Genomic DNA, 17,781 nt, shown 5'->3' on the forward strand with positions numbered 1-17,781 from the left:
CGGGGTCCCCGATTTGGAGTAGTCCGGCGCGAGTTCTTCGCCCTGTCGGGTGAGGGTGGTTGGACCACCCTCCGGGGTGAACCACCTTCTGACCGGGGGGCCTGCGAAGGCCCTCCGGACGGCGAAAGCAGGCACGGTCATGGCGACTTTGTGCAAACCCTCGGTGTCGGTTCCGGAGCACGTGATCACGATGGAGGAGACGCTCGAGCTGGCGCGCTCCCACCACGAGGACCATCCCCAGCTGCCCCTGGCCCTCCGGCTGATCGAGAACACGGGTGTGCGCACCCGGCACATCGTGCAGCCGATCGAGGAGACCCTGAAGCACCCGGGGTTCGAGGACCGCAACAAGCTCTATCAGGCCGAGTCGAAGGCCCGGGTCCCCGCGGTCATCCAGCGGGCGCTCGACGAGGCGGAGCTGCTCACCACCGACATCGACGTGATCATCTACGTCTCGTGCACGGGCTTCATGATGCCCTCGCTCACGGCGTGGCTGATCAACGAGATGGCCTTCGACAGCACCACCCGGCAGATCCCCATCGCCCAGCTGGGGTGTGCGGCGGGCGGCGCCGCGATCAACCGGGCCCACGACTTCTGTACGGCGTACCCCGACGCCAACGCGCTGATCGTGGCCTGCGAGTTCTCCTCGCTGTGCTACCAGCCCACCGACCTGGGCGTCGGATCGCTGCTGTCCAATGGCCTGTTCGGCGACGGCATCGCCGCGGCCGTGGTCCGCGGCAGCGGCGGCACCGGCATCAAGCTGGAGCGCAACGGCTCGTACCTGATCCCCAAGACCGAAGAGTGGATCATGTACGACGTCCGGGCCACCGGCTTCCACTTCCTGCTGGACAAGCGGGTGCCCGCCACCATGGAGCCGCTCGCCCCGGCGTTGCAGGACCTCGCGGGCATGCACGGCTGGGACGCCTCCGACCTGGACTTCTACATCGTCCACGCGGGCGGTCCCCGAATACTCGACGACCTCAGCAAGTTCCTGCAGGTCGACCCGCACGCCTTCCGATTCAGCCGGTCCACCCTCACCGAGTACGGCAACATCGCCAGCGCCGTCGTCCTGGACGCGCTGCGCCGGCTGTTCGAGGAGGGCGGTGCCGAGCACCAGGCGCGTGGACTGCTCGCCGGGTTCGGTCCCGGCATCACCGCCGAGATGGCCCTGGGCCGCTGGCACCGCGAGGACGAAGAGACATCATGACCGAAGAGACGATCACAGAGACCCTGCCCCCGATCCGGCACTGGCCGGCGCTCGAACTGACCGGCGTCGACTTCGACCCGGTCCTGACCGAGCTGATGCGTGAGGGTCCCGTCACCCGCATCCAGCTGCCCAACGGCGAGGGCTGGGCGTGGCTGGTCACCCGGCACGACGACGTGCGCATGGTGGCCAACGACCCCCGATTCAGCCGCGAGGCGGTCATGGACCAGTCGGTCACCAGACTGGCCCCGCACTTCATCCCGGGCCGCGGCGCGGTCGGCTTCCTGGACCCGCCGGATCACACCCGGCTGCGCCGGTCGGTGGCCGCCGCCTTCACGGCGAAGGGTGTCGAACGGGTCCGCGAGAAGTCGCGCCGCATGCTCGACGAACTGGTCGACGAACTCCTCCAGGACGGCCCGCCCGCGGACCTCACCGCGACGGTGCTCAGCCCCTTCCCCATCGCGGTCATCTGCGAGCTGATGGGCGTCCCGGCGGCCGACCGGCACCGCATGCACACCTGGACCCAGCTGATCCTGTCCTCCTCGCACGGAGCGAACGTCAGCGAGAAGGCCAAGGACGAGATGGGGGCCTACTTCGCCGATCTCATCGGCCTGCGGGAGGGCAGCACGGCCGAGGACGTGACCTCGCTGCTCGGCGCCGCCGTGGGCCGCGGCGAGATCACGCTGGAGGAGGCCGTGGGACTCGCGGTCCTGCTCCAGATCGGCGGCGAGGCGGTCACCAACAACAGCGGACAGATGTTCTACATCCTGCTGACCCGCCCGAACCTGGCCGAACAGCTGCGCGCCGAACCGAAGATCCGCCCCCAGGCCATCGACGAACTCCTCCGCTACATCCCGCACCGCAACGCGGTCGGCCTGGCCCGGATCGCGAAGGAGGACCTGGCGATCGGGGGTGTACGCATCCGTGCCGGTGACGCGGTCTACATGTCCTACCTGGCCGCCAACCGCGACCCGGAGGTCTTCCCGTACCCCGAGACGATCGACTTCTCCCGCGACCCGAACCCACACCTCGCGTTCGGCTTCGGCCCGCACTACTGCCCCGGCGGAATGCTGGCCCGCCTGGAGTCGGAGCTGCTCGTCGACGCGCTGCTCGACCGGGTACCGGGGCTGAAGCTGGCCGTGCCGCCGGAAGAGGTGTCCTTCAGAAAGGGCGCGTTGATCCGCGGGCCCGAGGCCCTGCCCGTCACATGGTGAGCCGCTGATGACGACGACCGAGGGACTGCTGGTGCCGCCCGGCCACGGCCGGATCGTCCAGTCACCCGCCCAGCACGTCACGTTCAAGGTGACCGGCACACACTCGCGCACGTCCTCCACCTTCGAGGTGGTCGTGCCACCGGGCTTCGACGTCGGCGCACATGTGCACACGCGCAGCGAGGAGTTGTTCTACGTGCTCGAAGGCGAGCTGGACGTGCTCGCCTTCGAGCCCCGCATCCGGACCCCCGACAACTGGCAGAAGTGGGAGTCGAGTTCGGGCAACCGGGTGGTGCGGGCGACACCGGGCACCGTCATCGTCGTACCGCCCGGTTGCCCGCACGCGTTCGCGAACCCGGCGGAGACGCCCGCGAAGATGTTCTTCCAGTCGTCACCGCCGCCCGATCACGAGCGGTACTTCGATGAGTTGCTGGAGATCCTGAACAGCGGAGGTTCGCCGGACCACGAGGCGATCGAGGCGCTGCGGAAACGGTACGACATCGAGCAACTCACACCTCTGAAGCACGGGTGAGTGCGGTTGCCCCAGGACACGCTCCCCGCAGACCGCGACGCTACCGAATCGACATCCCCGACAACGTGCGAGCGATCACCAGCCGCTGGATCTCGCTCGTCCCCTCAAAGATCGTGTAAATGGCTGCATCCCGGTGCATCCGCTCGACCGGATACTCCCGGGTGTAGCCATTCCCACCCAGGATCTGGATGGCCTGACCCGTCACCTTCTTTGCCGTCTCACTCGCGAACAGCTTCGACATCGACCCCTCGGCCGCCGTGAACGGCTTGCCGTTGATCGCCATCCAGGAGGCACGCCACACCAGCAGACGGGCCGCATCGATCTGCGTGCGCATGTCCGCGAGCTGGAAGGCCACCCCCTGGTTGTCGATGATCGGCCGGCCGAACTGCTCACGGGTCCTGGCGTAGTCGAGGGCGACCTCGTACGCGGCCCTGGCGGTACCCACCGCCATCGCGCCCACGGCCGGGCGCGACGCTTCGAACGTGGCCATCGCGGCGTTCTTGACTCGCTCGCCGCCCGTCTTGGCCCGCTCACGCGCACGCGCGAGGCGCTCGTCCAGCTTCTCCTTGCCGCCGAGGAGGCAGGAGCCCGGAACGCGCACGTTCTCCAGGACGACCTCGGCGGTGTGCGAGGCGCGGATGCCGTGCTTCTTGAACTTCTGGCCCTGGGACAGGCCCGGCGTGTTCGGCGGGACGATGAAGGACGCGTGGCCCTTGGAGCCGAGCTCCGCGTCGACCACGGCGACGACCACGTGGACGTTGGCGATGCCGCCGTTGGTCGCCCAGGTCTTCGTGCCGTTGATCACCCACTCGTCCTTGGCCTCGTCGTACACGGCACGCGTACGCATGGAGGCCACGTCGGAACCGGCGTCGGGCTCGGAGGAGCAGAAGGCGGCGACCTTGACATCATTGGCGTCGCCGTACATCTGGGGGATCCAGGTGCCGATCTGCTCCTCGGTGCCGTTGGCGAGGACACCCACGGCGGCGAGGCCCGTGCCCACGATCGACAGGGCGATGCCCGCGTCGCCCCAGAACAGCTCCTCCATGGCCATGGGGATGCCGAGACCGGTGGGGTCGAAGTACTGCTGGGCGTAGAAGTCGAGGGAGTAGATGCCGACCTTGGCGGCCTCCTGGATGACCGGCCAGGGAGTCTCCTCACGCTCGTCCCATTCGGCGGCCGCAGGGCGGATCACGTCGGCGGCGAAACCGTGCAGCCAGTCCCGGACCTCCTTCTGTTCGTCGTTGAGCTCCATGGTGAACTCGGCCATGTCCCCTCCAGCGGTGGCGCACGTGCATGTTACTTGCGGTAACGCGAGTCTGTTACCGACGGGTAGGAAAAGTCAACTCCTGATGACCTGTCGGCAGCCCGTTCGATGTCAGGAGGGCGTTGAGTGTTAGTTTGCCCAGGCGTCACCGAACCAGCACGGGTGGGGAGAGCTCATGGACACCACACAGCGGACCGATCAGCAGCGGACCGCCGACCGCCGACGGCGCGAGCTGCTGGAGGCCGCCGACAGAGTGGTGCTCCGTGACGGCCCGCAGGCCTCGATGAACGCCATCGCCGCGGAGGCCGGCATCACCAAGCCGATCCTCTACCGCCACTTCGGCGACAAGGGGGGACTGTACGCCGCCCTGGCCCAGCGTCACACGGACGCCCTGCTCGCCTCCCTGCGGGCCGCGCTGGACGCGCCGGCCGAGCGGCGCGAGCGGGTCGAGTCCACGTTGGACACCTACCTCGCGGCGATCGAGGCGCGCCCTCAGGTGTACCGGTTCCTGATGCATCCGGCGGAGGGCGGCCAGGCCGGCGACCAGGGCTTCGACGTGGGCAAACACAGCGCGCCATTGCTGCGCCGGATGGGCGAGGAGCTGGCCCAGGTCATCGAGGAGCGCGTGGATCTGGGGCCGGGCAGCCAGCAGCTGGCGCGGGTCTGGGGGCACGGGATCGTCGGCATGATGCATGCGGCGGGTGACTGGTGGCTGGGCGAACGGCCGTGTTCCCGCGCGGAGCTGGTGCGCAGCCTCGCCGACCTGTTGTGGGGTCGCCTGGCCGCGGCGGGGGACAGAATGGGCGGGCCGGGGTTCTAGGCAGCCTTGACGAAGCCCGGTGCGGTATCGCGCCCCGTAAGGAGCGCGGGGCTGTGTCGACATGCGGCTCCGCCGCGTGGGCGCGACCAGCCCCCACCGGCCCGCGGGTTCGTCACCGCGCTTCCGGCGGAGCGCTCAGCTCATCCGCGCCACGAAGCTCGCGCGACCTGTCGCATCAGGCGGCGGTGGCGCCAGCCGGTTACGCGGTCCGCGTACACCTTTCCCTCCAGGTGGTCGCACTCGTGCTGCAAGCACCGTGCGAAGAACCCGGTGCCGTGCACGGTGACCGGCTCCCCGGTCATCGTGAACCCCTCGACGACGGCGTGGTCGTAGCGCTCCGTGCCCGCTTCCAGTCCCGGCAGGGACAGGCAGCCCTCCGGTCCGCGCAGCACCAACCCGTCGGCCTCGACCAGCCGGGGATTCACCACATGTCCGAGATGACGGACATCATCGTCGTCCGGGCAGTCGTACACGAACACCCGCAGCGGCTCGCCGACCTGGTTCGCGGCGAGGCCCACCCCCTGTGCCGCGTACATCGTGGCGAACAAGTCCTCCACGAGCCGTGCCAGTTCGGGGCCGAAGTCGGTGACCTCCGCGCAGGGGCCGTGGAGCACCGGGTCGCCGAGCAGGGTGAGGGGCCGGACGCGCCCGCGGGCGCCCGGGATCGAGCCGTGTCGCATGGCGGCAAGGGTACGGTCCTGACAGCCACGCGGATGTCGCGTGGGCGCCGAGGCGGTGCCATGGTGCGGGAGTGCGAATGGATCTCGATAGGCTGAGGTCCACACCACGTTGCCGGATGGCTCAGGCGCGGCGCGTACGCAAGGAGGATCGAGAACTGATGGCAGGCAACTCGGACCCGCTCACGCCGCGGGCCAAGCTCGCCGTGACCGCGGGCAAGGCGGTCGCGGCGGCATCGCGCGCCGCGGGGCGCGGCAGCGGTTCGGTGATCGGCGGCCGGGTGGCGCTCAAGCTCGACCCCGACCTCCTCGCCCGGCTCGCCCAGAACCTGGACGTCGTCCTGGTCTCGGCGACCAACGGCAAGACCACCACCACCCGGCTGATCGCGGAGGCCCTGCGCGCCGCGGGCCCGGTCGTCTCCAACGCCCTCGGCGCCAACATGCCGGCCGGCATCACCTCGGCGCTCTCGGGCGGCTCGGAGGCCCGGTACGGCGTGATCGAGGTGGACGAGAAGTACCTCGCGGGCGTGGCCCGGGACACCGACCCGAAGTGCATCGCGCTGCTCAACCTCTCCCGCGACCAGCTCGACCGCGCGGCCGAGACCCGCATGCTCGCCGAGAACTGGCGTGAGGGCCTGGCCGGTTCCAAGGCCGTCGTCGTCGCCAACGCGGACGACCCGCTGGTCGTGTGGGCCGCGTCGTCCTCCGCCAATGTGATCTGGGTCGCAGCCGGGCAGATGTGGAAGGACGACGCCTGGTCCTGCCCGTCCTGCGGCGGCGTGATGCAGCGCCCCGGCGACGACTGGTTCTGCCGCGAGTGCGGCTTCCGCCGGCCGTCGCCGAGCTGGGCGCTGTCCGGCGACCACGTCCTCGACCCGCACGGCTCGGCCTGGCCGATCCACCTCCAGCTGCCGGGCCGCGCGAACAAGGCCAACGCCGCCTCCTCGGCCGCGGTCGCCGCCGTCTTCGGAGTGCCGCCGCAGGTGGCGCTCGAGCGGATGTATCAGGTGCAGGCCGTCGCCGGGCGCTACGACGTCGTGCAGTTCATGCAGCGCGACCTGCGGCTGCTGCTGGCGAAGAACCCGGCCGGCTGGCTCGAGACGTTCTCCCTGATCGACCCGCCACCGACCCCGGTGATCCTGTCCGTGAACGCGCGCGGCGCCGACGGCACCGACACCTCCTGGCTGTGGGACGTCGACTACACGCGGCTGACCGGCCACCCGATCTTCGTGATCGGCGACCGGAAGCTGGACCTCGCGGTGCGTCTGGAGGTCGCGAACCAGCACTTCCAGGTGTGCGAGAGCGTCGATCAGGCCGTGCAGATGGCCCCGCCGGGACGGATCGAGGTCATCGCGAACTACACCGCGTTCCAGGACCTGCGCCGCCGCGTCGGCAACTGACCACCAAGGACGGTCATCTCATGAGCGACAACCAACTGCGGGTCGTCTGGGTCTACCCGGACCTGCTCAGCACGTACGGCGACCAGGGCAACGTCCTCGTCGTGGAGCGCCGGGCCCGGCAGCGCGGCCTCGACGTGGCCCGGCTGGACGTGCGCAGCGACCAGCCGATCCCCACCTCCGGCGACATCTACCTGATCGGCGGCGGCGAGGACCGGCCACAGCGGCTCGCGGCCGAGCGGCTGCGCCGCGACGGGCACCTGTACCGGGCCGTGGAGAACGGCGCGATCGTGTTCTCGGTGTGCGCCGGCTACCAGATCCTCGGCCACGAGTTCATCAACGACCTGGGACAGCGTGAGCCGGGTCTCGGCCTGCTGGACGTGACCACGGTGCGCGGTACCGGCGAGCGGTGCGTCGGCGACGTGCTCGCGGACATCGACCCGCGCCTGGGGCTGCCCCCGCTGACCGGCTTCGAGAACCACCAGGGCGTCACCCAGCTCGGCCCCACCGCCCGCCCCCTCGCCCAGGTACGGCTCGGCAGGGGCAACGGCACGGGAGACGGCACGGAGGGCGCGTACAACGACACCGTCTTCGGCACGTACATGCACGGGCCTGTGCTCGCCCGCAACCCGCTGATCGCGGACCTGCTGCTGAAGCTGGCGCTCGACGTGAACGCGCTGCCGCCGACCGACGACCGCTGGTACGAGGCGCTGCGCAACGAACGGATCACGGCCGCGCAGCAGCCTGCGTGAACGTCCCTGCGGCAGCCCGTCTGACGACCCGTCCGCACAGGTGAGCGGGCCCGTCCAGCAGGCGGACGCACGCTTCGGCCCCGCCCCCTCCTGACGCTAGGGTGGCGGGGTTCGAGCCGGACAGCGTGGTCCGGTCCCCGGCCCACGTGGAGAAGGTTGTTCGGGCTATGCGCATTGGTGTCCTCACGTCCGGCGGCGACTGCCCCGGCCTGAACGCCGTCATCCGGTCCGTCGTGCACCGTGCCGTCGCCGACCACGGCGACGAGGTCATCGGCTTCCGGGATGGCTGGAAGGGCCTCCTGGAGTGCGACTACGTCAAGCTCGACCTCGACGCGGTGGGCGGCATCCTGGCCCGCGGTGGCACCATCCTCGGCTCCTCCCGGGTCCGGCCCGAGCATCTGCGGGACGGCGTGGAGCGGGCCAAGGGGCATGTCGAGGAGCTCGGTCTCGACGCGATCATCCCGATCGGCGGTGAGGGCACGCTGAAGGCGGCCCGTCTGCTGTCGGACAACGGTCTGCCCATCGTCGGCGTGCCCAAGACCATCGACAACGACATCGCGGTCACCGACGTCACCTTCGGCTTCGACACGGCCGTCGGTGTCGCGACCGAGGCCCTGGACCGGCTGAAGACCACCGCCGAGTCCCACCAGCGCGTGCTGATCGTGGAGGTCATGGGCCGCCACACCGGCTGGATCGCGCTGCACTCCGGCATGGCGGCCGGTGCCCACGCCATCGTCGTACCGGAGCGCCCGTTCGACATCGACGAGTTGGCGCGGCGGGTCGGCGAGCGCTTCGAGGCGGGCAAGCGGTTCGCGATCGTCGTGGCCGCGGAGGGCGCCAAGCCGAGGGCGGGCTCGATGGACTTCGACGAGGGCGGCAAGGACGTCTACGGCCACGAGCGCTTCGCCGGTATCGCCCGCCAGCTCTCCGTCGAGCTGGAGGAGCGCCTCGGCAAGGAGGCCCGGCCGGTCATACTCGGGCACGTCCAGCGCGGTGGCACGCCGACCGCGTACGACCGCGTGCTGGCCACCCGCTTCGGCTGGCACGCCGTGGAGGCCGTGCACCGCGGCGAGTTCGGCAGGATGACCGCGCTGCGCGGCACGGACATCGTGACGGTGTCGCTGGCGGAGGCGGTGGAGACGCTGAAGACCGTTCCGCAGGAGCGGTACGCCGAGGCGGAGTGTGTCCTGTAAGGCACCTGTGAGCTTCAGCCGCCCCCGGTCGCAGCAGCGGCCGGGGGCGGTTCTAATCTGGGTGCGGACAGACAGCTGTGGACAGACAGCGCACAACCCCCACGAACCAGGAGCCGGCGGATGGATCACAGCGGGCACGGCATGACCATGGATCTGCCGCCGTTCACGCTGGGACGAGGTCTTCAGTGGTCCGCGGACCCCTTTTTTCTCGTCGCCTGCCTGCTGGGACTGGCCCTGTACGGCTGGGGTGTCGTCCGGCTGCGGCGGCGCGGTGACGCGTGGTCGGTCGGCCGGACCATCTCGTACGTCGTCGGCGTGCTGACCATCATGGCGGTGATGTGCACCAAGCTGAACGACTACGGAATGGTCATGTTCAGCGTGCACATGGTGCAGCACATGGTGATCAGCATGCTGTCGCCGATCCTGATCCTGCTGGGCGCCCCGGTCACCCTGGCGCTGCGCGCCCTGCCGGTCGCGGGCAGGGGCCGCAAGGGGCCGCGCGAACTGCTGCTGGCACTGCTGCACAGCCGCTACATGCGGATCATCACGCATCCGGCTTTCACGATCCCGCTGTTCATCGCGAGCCTGTACGCCCTGTACTTCTCTCCGCTGTTCGACTTCCTGATGGGCTCCAAGGCGGGGCACCTCGCGATGATGGTGCACTTCCTCGCCGTCGGTGTGGTGTTCTTCTGGCCGATCATCGGCGTGGATCCCGGGCCGCACCGGCCCGGCTATCTGATGCGGATGCTGGAGCTGTTCGCGGGCATGCCGTTCCACGCGTTCTTCGGTATCGCGCTGATGATGGCGTCGACGCCGATGGTCGAGAGCTTCAAGAATCCGCCGGCCTCCCTCGGCATCGACGCGCTCTCCGACCAGAACGCGGCCGGGGGCATCGCCTGGGCGTTCAGCGAGGTCCCCTCCGTACTGGTGCTGATCGCGCTGCTGTTCCAGTGGTACGGCTCCGAGCAGCGGCAGGCCAAGCGCTCGGACCGGGCCGCGGACCGCGACGGGGACAAGGAACTTGAGGCATACAACGCCTATTTGGCCTCACTGAACGCACGGGGACGCTGAAAACCTTGGAAAGGCCCTCTCATTCAGTAGCATGAAGCGCATTGGGGGAACCGCCGGGGGGAGCGGTGATGACAATTCGCGCGTTCATGCTAATGACCGGGAAATGGGCGATTCGACGGATGATCGTCCTCCTGTTGTTCGCTCTGGTGTTGACCGGGTGCGATCGGGGCGCACCCTTGTTCGCAGTGAAGGCGGTCGCCGCGGGTGTGCCCTCGCTCGCACCGTTCTTCGACGAGGGCAGCGGGCTGGGCCACGACGCGGACATCCGCTCGCAGTCCGCGCCCGGCAGCTTGCAGCAGGGGGACGCTCCCGGGCTGTACGGGGGCACGCGGCAGCCGACGATATGTGACGTCGAGAAACTGAGGCGCTTCCTCACCGATCCCGCGAACCACCCGAAAGCCCGGGCGTGGGCCAGTGCGCTGGGTATCACCACCGACCGGATTCCGGACTATCTCGACCGGCTCACACCCGTTCTGCTGCGTCACGACACTCTCGTACGGAACCACGACTACAAGAAAGAAAAGGCCGTCCCCTTCAACTCTCTGCTCCAGGCCGGAATCGCGATTCTCGTCGACGAGCAGGGACTTCCCGCCGTCAAGTGCTCATGCGGAAATCCGCTGCGTCCCTTCGAGGGTGACACGAGCCGGATTTCCGTCAAGTTCGAGGACGGGAACAAGAAGTGGCGGGGATACGACCGTTCCTCCGTGGTCGCCGTGCGCCCCGCGGCCCGGCCCCTGGAGCAGCTCGCGCTCGTGGACGTGGGCGAGCCCGACCGGGGCATCGAACGGCCGGTCGGCACGACGGGCAAGGACGACTCCACGTTCGACACGCGGGAGCGGCGCGCGGTGCCGAACCTGGCCGGGACGACCTTCGGGCAGGCGAGCCGGCGGCTGACCGACCGGGGGCTGGCCGCCGCGTACGACGGACCGGGGCTGCCGCCGGACGACGCGGAGGTCATGGCGTCGGACCCGCCGGCGGGGACCGAGCTGCGGTTCGGTACGTACGTCACGCTCAGCGTGGCGGGTGGGACGAGCGGTGGGGCGACCACTCCGGCCACCTCTGCGCCTGTCCCCACGACCCCTCCCCCGGATCCGGCGTCGTCGCAGCCGGCCTCGCCGGGGCAGTCGCCGTCGACGTCGGCACCGCCGCCCTCGTCCGCCGGGCCCTCCGGATCGTCCGGGGCACCCTCGTCGAGCCCGCCGGCCGCCTCGACGCCGCCCGCCGCGACGAGCTCCGCGCCGCCTGCCACCAGCTCCGCGCCGCCTGCCACCAGTTCCGCCCCGGAGGTCAGCAGCTCGCCCCCGCCGAGCCCGCCGCCACCGCCGCCGGAGCCGAGCAGCGCGCCCGCCACCAGCAGCGCACCCGCCACCAGCGCCCCGGCCCCGGTCACGACCGAGCCGGCCACCACCACCCCGGTCACGACCGAGCCCGCGAGCACGTCCCCCACCGCGACCACGTAGCCGTAGCGCCCCCGCAGAAACCGGGAGTCACCGGATGCCTTCAGGATCACCGACGTCGGGAGTGGGCCGGGTCATCGCCGGCCGCTATCTGCTGCTGAACCGACTCGGCAGCGGCGGCATGGGCCATGTGTGGCTCGCCCACGACCGGAGACTGGCCTGCGAGGTCGCGCTCAAGGAGATCGTCTTCCGCGACCCGGCCGAGGCCGACGAGCGGGAGGCCCGGGTCGCCCGGGCGCGGGCCGAGGCCCGGCACGCGGCGGGTCTGCGCGGGCATCCGCACGTGGTGACCGTGCACGACGCCCTGGAGCACGAGGGGCTGCCGTGGATCGTCATGGAGTACGTGGCGGACGCCGTCGACCTGCGGGAGCTGGTGGACCGGCGCGGGCCGCTCGCCCCGGCCGAGTGCGCGCGCATCGGGCTGGCCGTGCTGGACGCGCTGACCGCCGGGCACGAGCTGGGCATCATGCACCGGGACGTGAAACCGGCGAACATCCTGCTGGCGCCCGACCGCGGCGGATCCCCGTACGGCCGGGTCCTGCTCACCGACTACGGCATCTCCGTACAGCCCGACACCGGGGAGACGCGGTACACGCTGGCGTCGGTGCTCGTGGGCACGGCCGGTTATCTGGCGCCCGAGCGGGCGACCGGCGGGCCGCCCACCTCGGCCGCCGACCTGTTCTCGCTGGGCTGCACGCTCTACCACACGGTCGAGGGGCACGGTCCCTTCGAGCGCGAGTCGCACCTCGCCGAGGTCACCGCCGTGGTCATGGAGGAGCCGGGGCCGCCCGTGCGCGCGGGCGCGCTGGGTCCCGTACTGCGGGCGTTCCTCGAGAAGGACCCGGCTCGGCGGATGACGGCGGCGGAGGCAGAGGCCGCGCTGTCGCGGATCGTCACGCCGCAGGCGGACGCGTATGCCCGCACCCAGACCGACCTGGGCTCGCAGCCGCACTGGAGCGGTGCGCAGGAGTCGCCGGTACCCGTGGCGCCGCCCCCACCCCCGCCCACCCGCCGCCCCGTCCGGCACGCCGTCGTCGCCGGGCTCCTAGGGCTGGTCCTCGCCCTGGCCGGCGTCTGGTACGCCCTCGCCCCCGCACCCGGGACAACCGGCCGGAAGGCGGCGCCGTACGGCGACACGGTCGGGCTCGCCGAGCCGCTGCGGGACGGCGACTGCGTGCTGGCCGACTGGCCCGGCACCCCCTTCGCGGGCACGCCCCGCCTCGCCCTGGACCCCAGCTGCCGGGACAAGGCGCCCGACGGGCAGGTGATGGCGTTCGTCGCGGCCACCTCCGCGGACGAGGCCCGCAGGCTGGGACCGGCCCGGTGCGAGGAGCGGACCCGGGAGGTCCGCGAGCGGCTCGCGGACGTGCGCGGGTACGCGGTCGTGCCGACGGGGGCCGGGTTCGAGGCCGCCGGGCGGCGCACGGCCTGTCTCGTGCTGGGCGCGCACGGGCCGGTGTACGGGCCGCTGGCCGGCCACCGCAAGCTCGGCTCGGCCTTCACCGACACCTCGAACATGCAGAAGCGGGACTGTCTCGACACCCGCTCCAACCGGGACGCCCGGCTGGTGTCCTGCTCCGGGCCGCACGACGAGATGGTCGTCGGTTTCACCCGTCTGCCGGCCGACGTCACGCTCACCGAAGCCCGGACCGAGTCCGACGCGGCGTGCGCGCGGGACGTGCCGCCGGGCGACTACGGTTTCGACCCGTCGGTGTACGAGGCCGGCTCCTGGACCGGCGCCGGGCCATGGAAATCGAAAACGCATGCCGTCGTGTGCACCGTGCGGAAGCAGAACGGGGGCACCATGGAGGGGGACGCACCCTGAGGAGGGTGTCCTGAGGAGGGTGTCGCGATGCCCGGTTCTACGGACGGTTCCACGAGAACGATGGGGGTGCTCACCCTCGGCGGACTCGTCATGGTGACGGCCTACACGGTGGCGCTCGGCAGCAACGGCTGGCTGTGGTTCGGCTGGGTCGTGCTGGGCCTGCTCACCCTGGGCATGATCGTCACCCGCAGCACCTGAGCGGCACGCCTCGGCGGCCGGCCCGCCGGGTGCGGCCACAGCGGTCACACCTCGGTGAGCCGGCCCGCCGAGTGCACGCCCGGCTGGTATTTCGGCAGCCGGGCGGTGATCTTCATGCCCGCGCCCACTGCTGTCTCGATGACGAGCCCGTAGTCGTCGCCGTACACCTGCCGGAGCCGGTCGTCGACGTTCGACAGCCCGATGCCGCCGGACGGGCTGACCTCGCCGGCGAGGATGCGGCGCAGCAGACCAGGGTCCATGCCGGCGCCGTCGTCCTCGATGACCACCAGGGCCTCGGCGCCCGCGTCCTGTGCGGTGATCTGGATGCGGCACGTGCCGGCCTTGCCCTCCAGTCCGTGCTTGACGGCATTCTCGACGAGGGGCTGGAGACAGAGGAAGGGCAGGGTGACCGGCAGGACCTCGGGGGCTATCTGGAGGGTGACGGAGAGCCGGTCACCGAAGCGGGCCCGTACCAGCGCCAAGTAGTGGTCGATGGCGTGGAGTTCGTCGGCGAGGGTGGTGAAGTCGCCGTGCCTGCGAAACGAGTAACGAGTGAAGTCGGCGAACTCCAGCAGCAGTTCGCGGGCCCGCTCGGGGTCGGTGCGCACGAACGAGGCGATCACCGCGAGCGAGTTGAAGATGAAGTGCGGAGAGATCTGGGCGCGCAGGGCCTTGATCTCGGCCTCGATCAGGCGGGTGCGGGACTGGTCGAGGTCGGCCAGCTCCAGCTGCACGGAGACCCAGCGGGCGACCTCGCCGGCCGCCCGGACCAGGACCGCCGACTCGCGGGGCGCGCAGGCGACGAGCGCGCCGTGCACCCGGTCGTCGACGGTGAGCGGGGCGACGACGGCCCAGCGCACCGGGCAGTCGGGCGCGTCGCAGTCCAGTCGGAACGCCTCGCCGCGGCCGGTCTCCAGCGGGCCGGCCAGCCGCTCCATGACCTCGGCACGGTGGTGGCCGCCCACCCCGTCCCAGACGAGGACGTCCTTGTCGTCGGTGAGGCACAGCGCGTCCGTGCCGAGCAGCGAACGCAGGGTGCGCGCCGATCTGCGGGCCGTCTCCTCGGTGAGACCCTCCCGGAGCGGGGGTGCGGCGAGGGAGGCGGTGTGCAGGGTCTGGAAGGTGGCGTGCTCGACGGGGGTGCCGAGGCCGCCCTGGCTCTCCGGGCGTGCCGTGCGTCGCCCCAGCCAGAAACCCGCGGCCAGCAGCGGCAGTACGGCCACGCACAGGCCCGCCAGGAATCCGCTCACGCCTTCGCCTCCGCCCGCAGTTCCTCCGTGCGGAGTTCCTCCGGCAGGTGGAACCGCGCCAGGATCGCCGCCGTCCCGGCCGGCACCCGGCCCGGGGTCGCCAGGGACACCAGCACCATGGTGAGGAAGCCCAGTGGCACCGACCACAGGGCGGGCCAGGCGAGCAGGGCGTGCAGTCCGCCCGTGCCCGGGAAGCCCGCCATGGTCGCGGCGACGGCCACGAACGCCGATCCGCCGCCCACCAGCATCCCGGCCGCCGCGCCGGGCGGGGTCAGCCGCCGCCACCAGATGCCGAGGACGAGCAGCGGGCAGAACGACGACGCGGACACGGCGAAGGCGAGCCCGACCGCGTCGGCGACGGGCAGGCCGCCGACCAGGACGCTCGCCGCGAGCGGTACGGCCATGGCGAGCACCGTGCCGAGCCTGAAGTGCCGTACCCCGCGCGTCGGGAGGACGTCCTGGGTGAGCACGCCGGCCACGGCCATGGTCAGCCCCGACGCCGTGGACAGGAACGCGGCGAAGGCTCCCCCGGCGATCAGCGCGCCGAGCAGGTCGCCGCCGAGGCCGCCGATCATCCGGCCGGGCAGCAGCAGGACGGCGGCGTCCGCGTCGCCGGTGAGGGTGAGTTCGGGGGCGTACAGGCGGCCCAGTGCGCCGTAGACCGGCGGTAGGAGGTAGAAGGCGCCGATCAGGGCGAGCACCGCCACCGTCGTGCGGCGGGCGGCGACTCCGTGCGGGCTGGTGTAGAAGCGGACGACGACGTGCGGCAGTCCCATGGTGCCGAGGAAGGTGGCGAGGATCAGTCCGTACGTGGCGTACAGCGGGCGTTCCTCGCGGCCCGCGGCCAGCGAGGTCGACATGCCGCCGCTGCTGCCGCGGTGGGCCGTGGGTACCTGGGTGCCCTGGGCGAAGGTCAGGCGGGTGCCCTGCTGGACGCGGTGGGTGCCGGCCGGGAGGGTCAGCGGTGCTTGGTCGTGCCGGCGTCCGTCGACCGTGCCGCTGACGGTCACGGTGAGCGGCCGGTCCAGCTTCAGGTCGAGGGTGGAGTCGACGCGGACGGACCGCTGTTCGCGGAAGGCGGCCGGTTCCTCGAAGGCGTGCGAGGGTGCTCCGTCGCCCTGCCAGGCGAGGACCAGGAACAGGGCCGGGACGAGGAGGGCGGTGAGCTTCAGCCAGTACTGGAAGGCCTGCACGAAGGTGATGCTGCGCATGCCGCCGGCGGCGACGGTGGCGACCACCACGACCGCCACGATCACTCCGCCGAGCAGGTCGGGCGCCCCGGTCAGCACCGTCAACGTCAGCCCGGCACCTTGGAGTTGGGGCAGCAGGTACAGCCAGCCGACGCCGACGACGAAGGCGCCCGCGAGCCGTCGCACGGCCTGGGAGGCGAGCCGTGCCTCGGCGAAGTCGGGGAGGGTGTAGGCGCCGGAGCGCCGCAGCGGGGCGGCGACGAAGAGGAGGAGGACCAGGTAGCCGGCCGTGTAGCCGACGGGATACCAGAGCATGTCGGGGCCCTGGACGAGCACCAGTCCCGCGATGCCGAGGAAGGAGGCCGCGGAGAGGTATTCGCCGCTGATGGCGGCCGCGTTGAGGCGGGGGCCGACGGTGCGGGAGGCGACGTAGAAGTCGGAGGTCGTGCGGGAGATGCGCAGGCCGAAGGCGCCGACGAGGACGGTCGCGACGACGACGAGGGCGACAGCGGGGACGGCGTAGCTGGAGTTCACGGCGGTCAGCGGTCCTCTACGAGGAGCACGAAGTCCCGTTCGTTGCGTTCCGCCCGGCGCACGTACCAGCGGGCCAGCAGGACGAGCGGCGCGTACAGGCAGAAGCCGAGGACCGCCCATTCGAGGCGCCGGGCGTCCGGCATGGCCGCGAAGAGCAGCGGCAGCGGGCCGACGAGCAGGACGAGGACCGCGAACACGGCGAGGGCGGCGCGCAGTTGGGTGCGCATCAGGGAGCGGACGTAGGTGTGGCCGAGAGTGGTCTGCTCGTCGATCTCGGTGCGGGGGCGATAGTAGCCGGAGGCATGCGGGTACCGCCCGCGCGAGCGAAGCCGGGCGTGGGGGAGGGTGCGGCGGGGCGGGCCGGTGACGACGACGCGGCGCTCGGCGGGGTCCTGGGGCATGAGGTCCTCCCTAGCTCGTCGTCCGGCGCATCAGCAGGTCCCGCAGTTCGCGTGCGTGGCGGCGGCTGACCTGGAGCTCCTCGGCGCCGACCCGGACGCTCACCGTACCCGCGTCCAGGCGGAGTTCGCCGATGTGGCGCAGGGCGACGAGGTGGCGACGGTGGATGCGGACGAAGCCGCGCGAACGCCAGCGTTCCTCGAGGGTGGACAGCGGGATGCGCACGAGGTGGCTGCCGCGGCCGGTGTGCAGGCGGGCGTAGTCACCGTGGGCCTCGACGTGGGTGATGTCGTCGACGGCGACGAAGCGGGTCACGCCGCCGAGCTCGACGGGTATGTGGTCGGGGTCGGGTTCGTGCACGGGTATCCGCGCTGCGCTGCCGCGCGGTTCGGCGGCGCGGAGTTCGACGACGCGGCGGACCGCCTCGGCCAGGCGTTCCTTGCGGACCGGTTTGAGCACGTAGTCGACGGCCTTGAGGTCGAAGGCCTGGACGGCGAAGTCCTCGTGGGCGGTGACGAACACGACCAGCGGGGGCCGGGCGAAGCCGGTCAGCAGCCGGGCCAGGTCGAGTCCGTCGAGGCCGGGCATGTGGATGTCGAGGAAGACGACGTCGATCGCTTCGGGGCCGTGCGGGCCTGACTCCAGGGCGCGGTTGATGCGGCGCAGCGCCTCGGTCGCGTCACCGGCGCCCTCCACGGTGCCGATCCTGGGATCCGCGTTCAGCAGATAGAGCAGTTCCTCGAGCGAGGGGCGTTCGTCGTCGACGGCGAGGGCGCGCAGCATGAACGTGGAGTGTAGGAGCAATCCGTA

General features: G+C 71.1%; 17 protein-coding genes. 11 read left to right on the forward strand and 6 right to left on the reverse strand.

The window, feature by feature from the left end:
• Positions 1-88: 88 nt before the first annotated feature.
• The 3 genes from ABT114_RS30140 to ABT114_RS30150 are packed head-to-tail and all read left to right on the forward strand — an operon-like array spanning position 89 to position 2,944.
• Positions 89-1,204, forward strand: a complete 1,116-nt coding sequence (locus tag ABT114_RS30140) for a type III polyketide synthase (RefSeq protein WP_351146127.1) — start codon at positions 89-91, stop codon at positions 1,202-1,204.
• The gene (locus ABT114_RS30145) at positions 1,201-2,415 is read left to right on the forward strand and encodes a cytochrome P450 (RefSeq protein WP_351146033.1); all 1,215 of its coding nucleotides are present in this window, start codon (positions 1,201-1,203) and stop codon (positions 2,413-2,415) included. The genes ABT114_RS30140 and ABT114_RS30145 overlap by 4 nt, the downstream gene beginning before the upstream one ends.
• Positions 2,416-2,422: 7 nt before the next feature.
• Entirely contained in the window at positions 2,423-2,944 is a 522-nt protein-coding gene (locus ABT114_RS30150) for a cupin domain-containing protein (protein ID WP_351146034.1), read from the forward strand.
• Between the two features lie 40 nt (positions 2,945-2,984).
• On the opposite strand, the gene ABT114_RS30155 is transcribed toward ABT114_RS30150, so the two are convergent.
• A complete protein-coding gene (locus ABT114_RS30155; protein WP_351146035.1) occupies positions 2,985-4,211 on the reverse strand; it encodes an acyl-CoA dehydrogenase family protein in 1,227 nt (408 codons plus the stop codon).
• A 172-nt stretch (positions 4,212-4,383) separates the two neighbouring features.
• Between ABT114_RS30155 and ABT114_RS30160 the strand changes: the two genes are divergently transcribed.
• The gene (locus tag ABT114_RS30160; protein WP_351146036.1) at positions 4,384-5,028 is read left to right on the forward strand and encodes a TetR/AcrR family transcriptional regulator; all 645 of its coding nucleotides are present in this window, start codon (positions 4,384-4,386) and stop codon (positions 5,026-5,028) included.
• A 140-nt stretch (positions 5,029-5,168) separates the two neighbouring features.
• Here the strand turns inward: ABT114_RS30160 and def are convergent, their stop codons facing one another.
• Positions 5,169-5,708, reverse strand: coding sequence for a peptide deformylase (gene def, locus ABT114_RS30165; RefSeq protein WP_351146037.1), 540 nt, complete (start codon positions 5,706-5,708; stop codon positions 5,169-5,171).
• A gap of 158 nt (positions 5,709-5,866) precedes the next feature.
• Between def and ABT114_RS30170 the strand changes: the two genes are divergently transcribed.
• The 7 genes from ABT114_RS30170 to ABT114_RS30200 all read left to right on the forward strand — a co-directional run bounded on the left by ABT114_RS30170 (position 5,867) and on the right by ABT114_RS30200 (position 13,598).
• A complete protein-coding gene (locus ABT114_RS30170; protein WP_351146038.1) occupies positions 5,867-7,105 on the forward strand; it encodes a MurT ligase domain-containing protein in 1,239 nt (412 codons plus the stop codon).
• A gap of 20 nt (positions 7,106-7,125) precedes the next feature.
• Entirely contained in the window at positions 7,126-7,854 is a 729-nt protein-coding gene (locus ABT114_RS30175) for a type 1 glutamine amidotransferase (RefSeq protein WP_351146039.1), read from the forward strand.
• A 167-nt stretch (positions 7,855-8,021) separates the two neighbouring features.
• Entirely contained in the window at positions 8,022-9,047 is a 1,026-nt protein-coding gene (locus ABT114_RS30180; RefSeq protein WP_351146040.1) for a 6-phosphofructokinase, read from the forward strand.
• Positions 9,048-9,167: 120 nt separating this feature from the next.
• Positions 9,168-10,118 (forward strand): cytochrome c oxidase assembly protein, encoded by a 951-nt coding sequence (locus tag ABT114_RS30185; RefSeq protein WP_351146041.1) that lies wholly within the window; start codon positions 9,168-9,170, stop codon positions 10,116-10,118.
• A 185-nt stretch (positions 10,119-10,303) separates the two neighbouring features.
• A complete protein-coding gene (locus ABT114_RS30190; RefSeq protein ID WP_351146128.1) occupies positions 10,304-11,578 on the forward strand; it encodes a DUF6777 domain-containing protein in 1,275 nt (424 codons plus the stop codon).
• Between the two features lie 34 nt (positions 11,579-11,612).
• Positions 11,613-13,400 (forward strand): serine/threonine-protein kinase, encoded by a 1,788-nt coding sequence (locus tag ABT114_RS30195; RefSeq protein ID WP_351146042.1) that lies wholly within the window; start codon positions 11,613-11,615, stop codon positions 13,398-13,400.
• 27 nt (positions 13,401-13,427) lie between these two features.
• Positions 13,428-13,598, forward strand: a complete 171-nt coding sequence (locus tag ABT114_RS30200; RefSeq protein ID WP_351146043.1) for a hypothetical protein — start codon at positions 13,428-13,430, stop codon at positions 13,596-13,598.
• Between the two features lie 44 nt (positions 13,599-13,642).
• Here the strand turns inward: ABT114_RS30200 and ABT114_RS30205 are convergent, their stop codons facing one another.
• The 4 genes from ABT114_RS30205 to ABT114_RS30220 are packed head-to-tail and all read right to left on the reverse strand — an operon-like array spanning position 13,643 to position 17,754.
• The gene (locus ABT114_RS30205) at positions 13,643-14,848 is read right to left on the reverse strand and encodes a sensor histidine kinase (RefSeq protein WP_351146044.1); all 1,206 of its coding nucleotides are present in this window, start codon (positions 14,846-14,848) and stop codon (positions 13,643-13,645) included.
• Complete coding sequence (locus tag ABT114_RS30210; RefSeq protein WP_351146045.1) at positions 14,845-16,572, reverse strand: sodium/solute symporter; 1,728 nt, start codon at positions 16,570-16,572, stop codon at positions 14,845-14,847. The genes ABT114_RS30205 and ABT114_RS30210 overlap by 4 nt, the downstream gene beginning before the upstream one ends.
• Before the next feature lie 5 nt (positions 16,573-16,577).
• Positions 16,578-16,973: a hypothetical protein gene (locus tag ABT114_RS30215; protein WP_351146046.1), complete on the reverse strand. Its 396-nt coding sequence runs from the start codon at positions 16,971-16,973 to the stop codon at positions 16,578-16,580.
• A 10-nt stretch (positions 16,974-16,983) separates the two neighbouring features.
• The gene (locus ABT114_RS30220) at positions 16,984-17,754 is read right to left on the reverse strand and encodes a LytR/AlgR family response regulator transcription factor (RefSeq protein ID WP_351146047.1); all 771 of its coding nucleotides are present in this window, start codon (positions 17,752-17,754) and stop codon (positions 16,984-16,986) included.
• Between the last annotated feature and the right edge of the window lie 27 nt (positions 17,755-17,781).

Origin of the sequence: Streptomyces sp. NPDC002088 (assembly GCF_040296605.1) — a bacterium.
Taxonomy (GTDB): Bacteria; Actinomycetota; Actinomycetes; order Streptomycetales; family Streptomycetaceae; genus Streptomyces.

What these genes read in the sequence shown, in the direction of transcription:
- ABT114_RS30215 (WP_351146046.1), bottom strand. Translation starts at nt 16,973, where the DNA reads ATGCCCCAGGACCCCGCCGAGCGCCGCGTCGTCGTCACCGGCCCGCCC.
- ABT114_RS30155 (WP_351146035.1), bottom strand. Translation starts at nt 4,211, where the DNA reads ATGGCCGAGTTCACCATGGAGCTCAACGACGAACAGAAGGAGGTCCGG.
- ABT114_RS30150 (WP_351146034.1), top strand. Translation starts at nt 2,423, where the DNA reads ATGACGACGACCGAGGGACTGCTGGTGCCGCCCGGCCACGGCCGGATC.
- ABT114_RS30180 (WP_351146040.1), top strand. Translation starts at nt 8,022, where the DNA reads ATGCGCATTGGTGTCCTCACGTCCGGCGGCGACTGCCCCGGCCTGAAC.
- ABT114_RS30200 (WP_351146043.1), top strand. Translation starts at nt 13,428, where the DNA reads ATGCCCGGTTCTACGGACGGTTCCACGAGAACGATGGGGGTGCTCACC.
- def (WP_351146037.1), bottom strand. Translation starts at nt 5,708, where the DNA reads ATGCGACACGGCTCGATCCCGGGCGCCCGCGGGCGCGTCCGGCCCCTC.
- ABT114_RS30170 (WP_351146038.1), top strand. Translation starts at nt 5,867, where the DNA reads ATGGCAGGCAACTCGGACCCGCTCACGCCGCGGGCCAAGCTCGCCGTG.
- ABT114_RS30160 (WP_351146036.1), top strand. Translation starts at nt 4,384, where the DNA reads ATGGACACCACACAGCGGACCGATCAGCAGCGGACCGCCGACCGCCGA.
- ABT114_RS30195 (WP_351146042.1), top strand. Translation starts at nt 11,613, where the DNA reads ATGCCTTCAGGATCACCGACGTCGGGAGTGGGCCGGGTCATCGCCGGC.
- ABT114_RS30185 (WP_351146041.1), top strand. Translation starts at nt 9,168, where the DNA reads ATGGATCACAGCGGGCACGGCATGACCATGGATCTGCCGCCGTTCACG.
- ABT114_RS30175 (WP_351146039.1), top strand. Translation starts at nt 7,126, where the DNA reads ATGAGCGACAACCAACTGCGGGTCGTCTGGGTCTACCCGGACCTGCTC.
- ABT114_RS30145 (WP_351146033.1), top strand. Translation starts at nt 1,201, where the DNA reads ATGACCGAAGAGACGATCACAGAGACCCTGCCCCCGATCCGGCACTGG.
- ABT114_RS30220 (WP_351146047.1), bottom strand. Translation starts at nt 17,754, where the DNA reads ATGCTGCGCGCCCTCGCCGTCGACGACGAACGCCCCTCGCTCGAGGAA.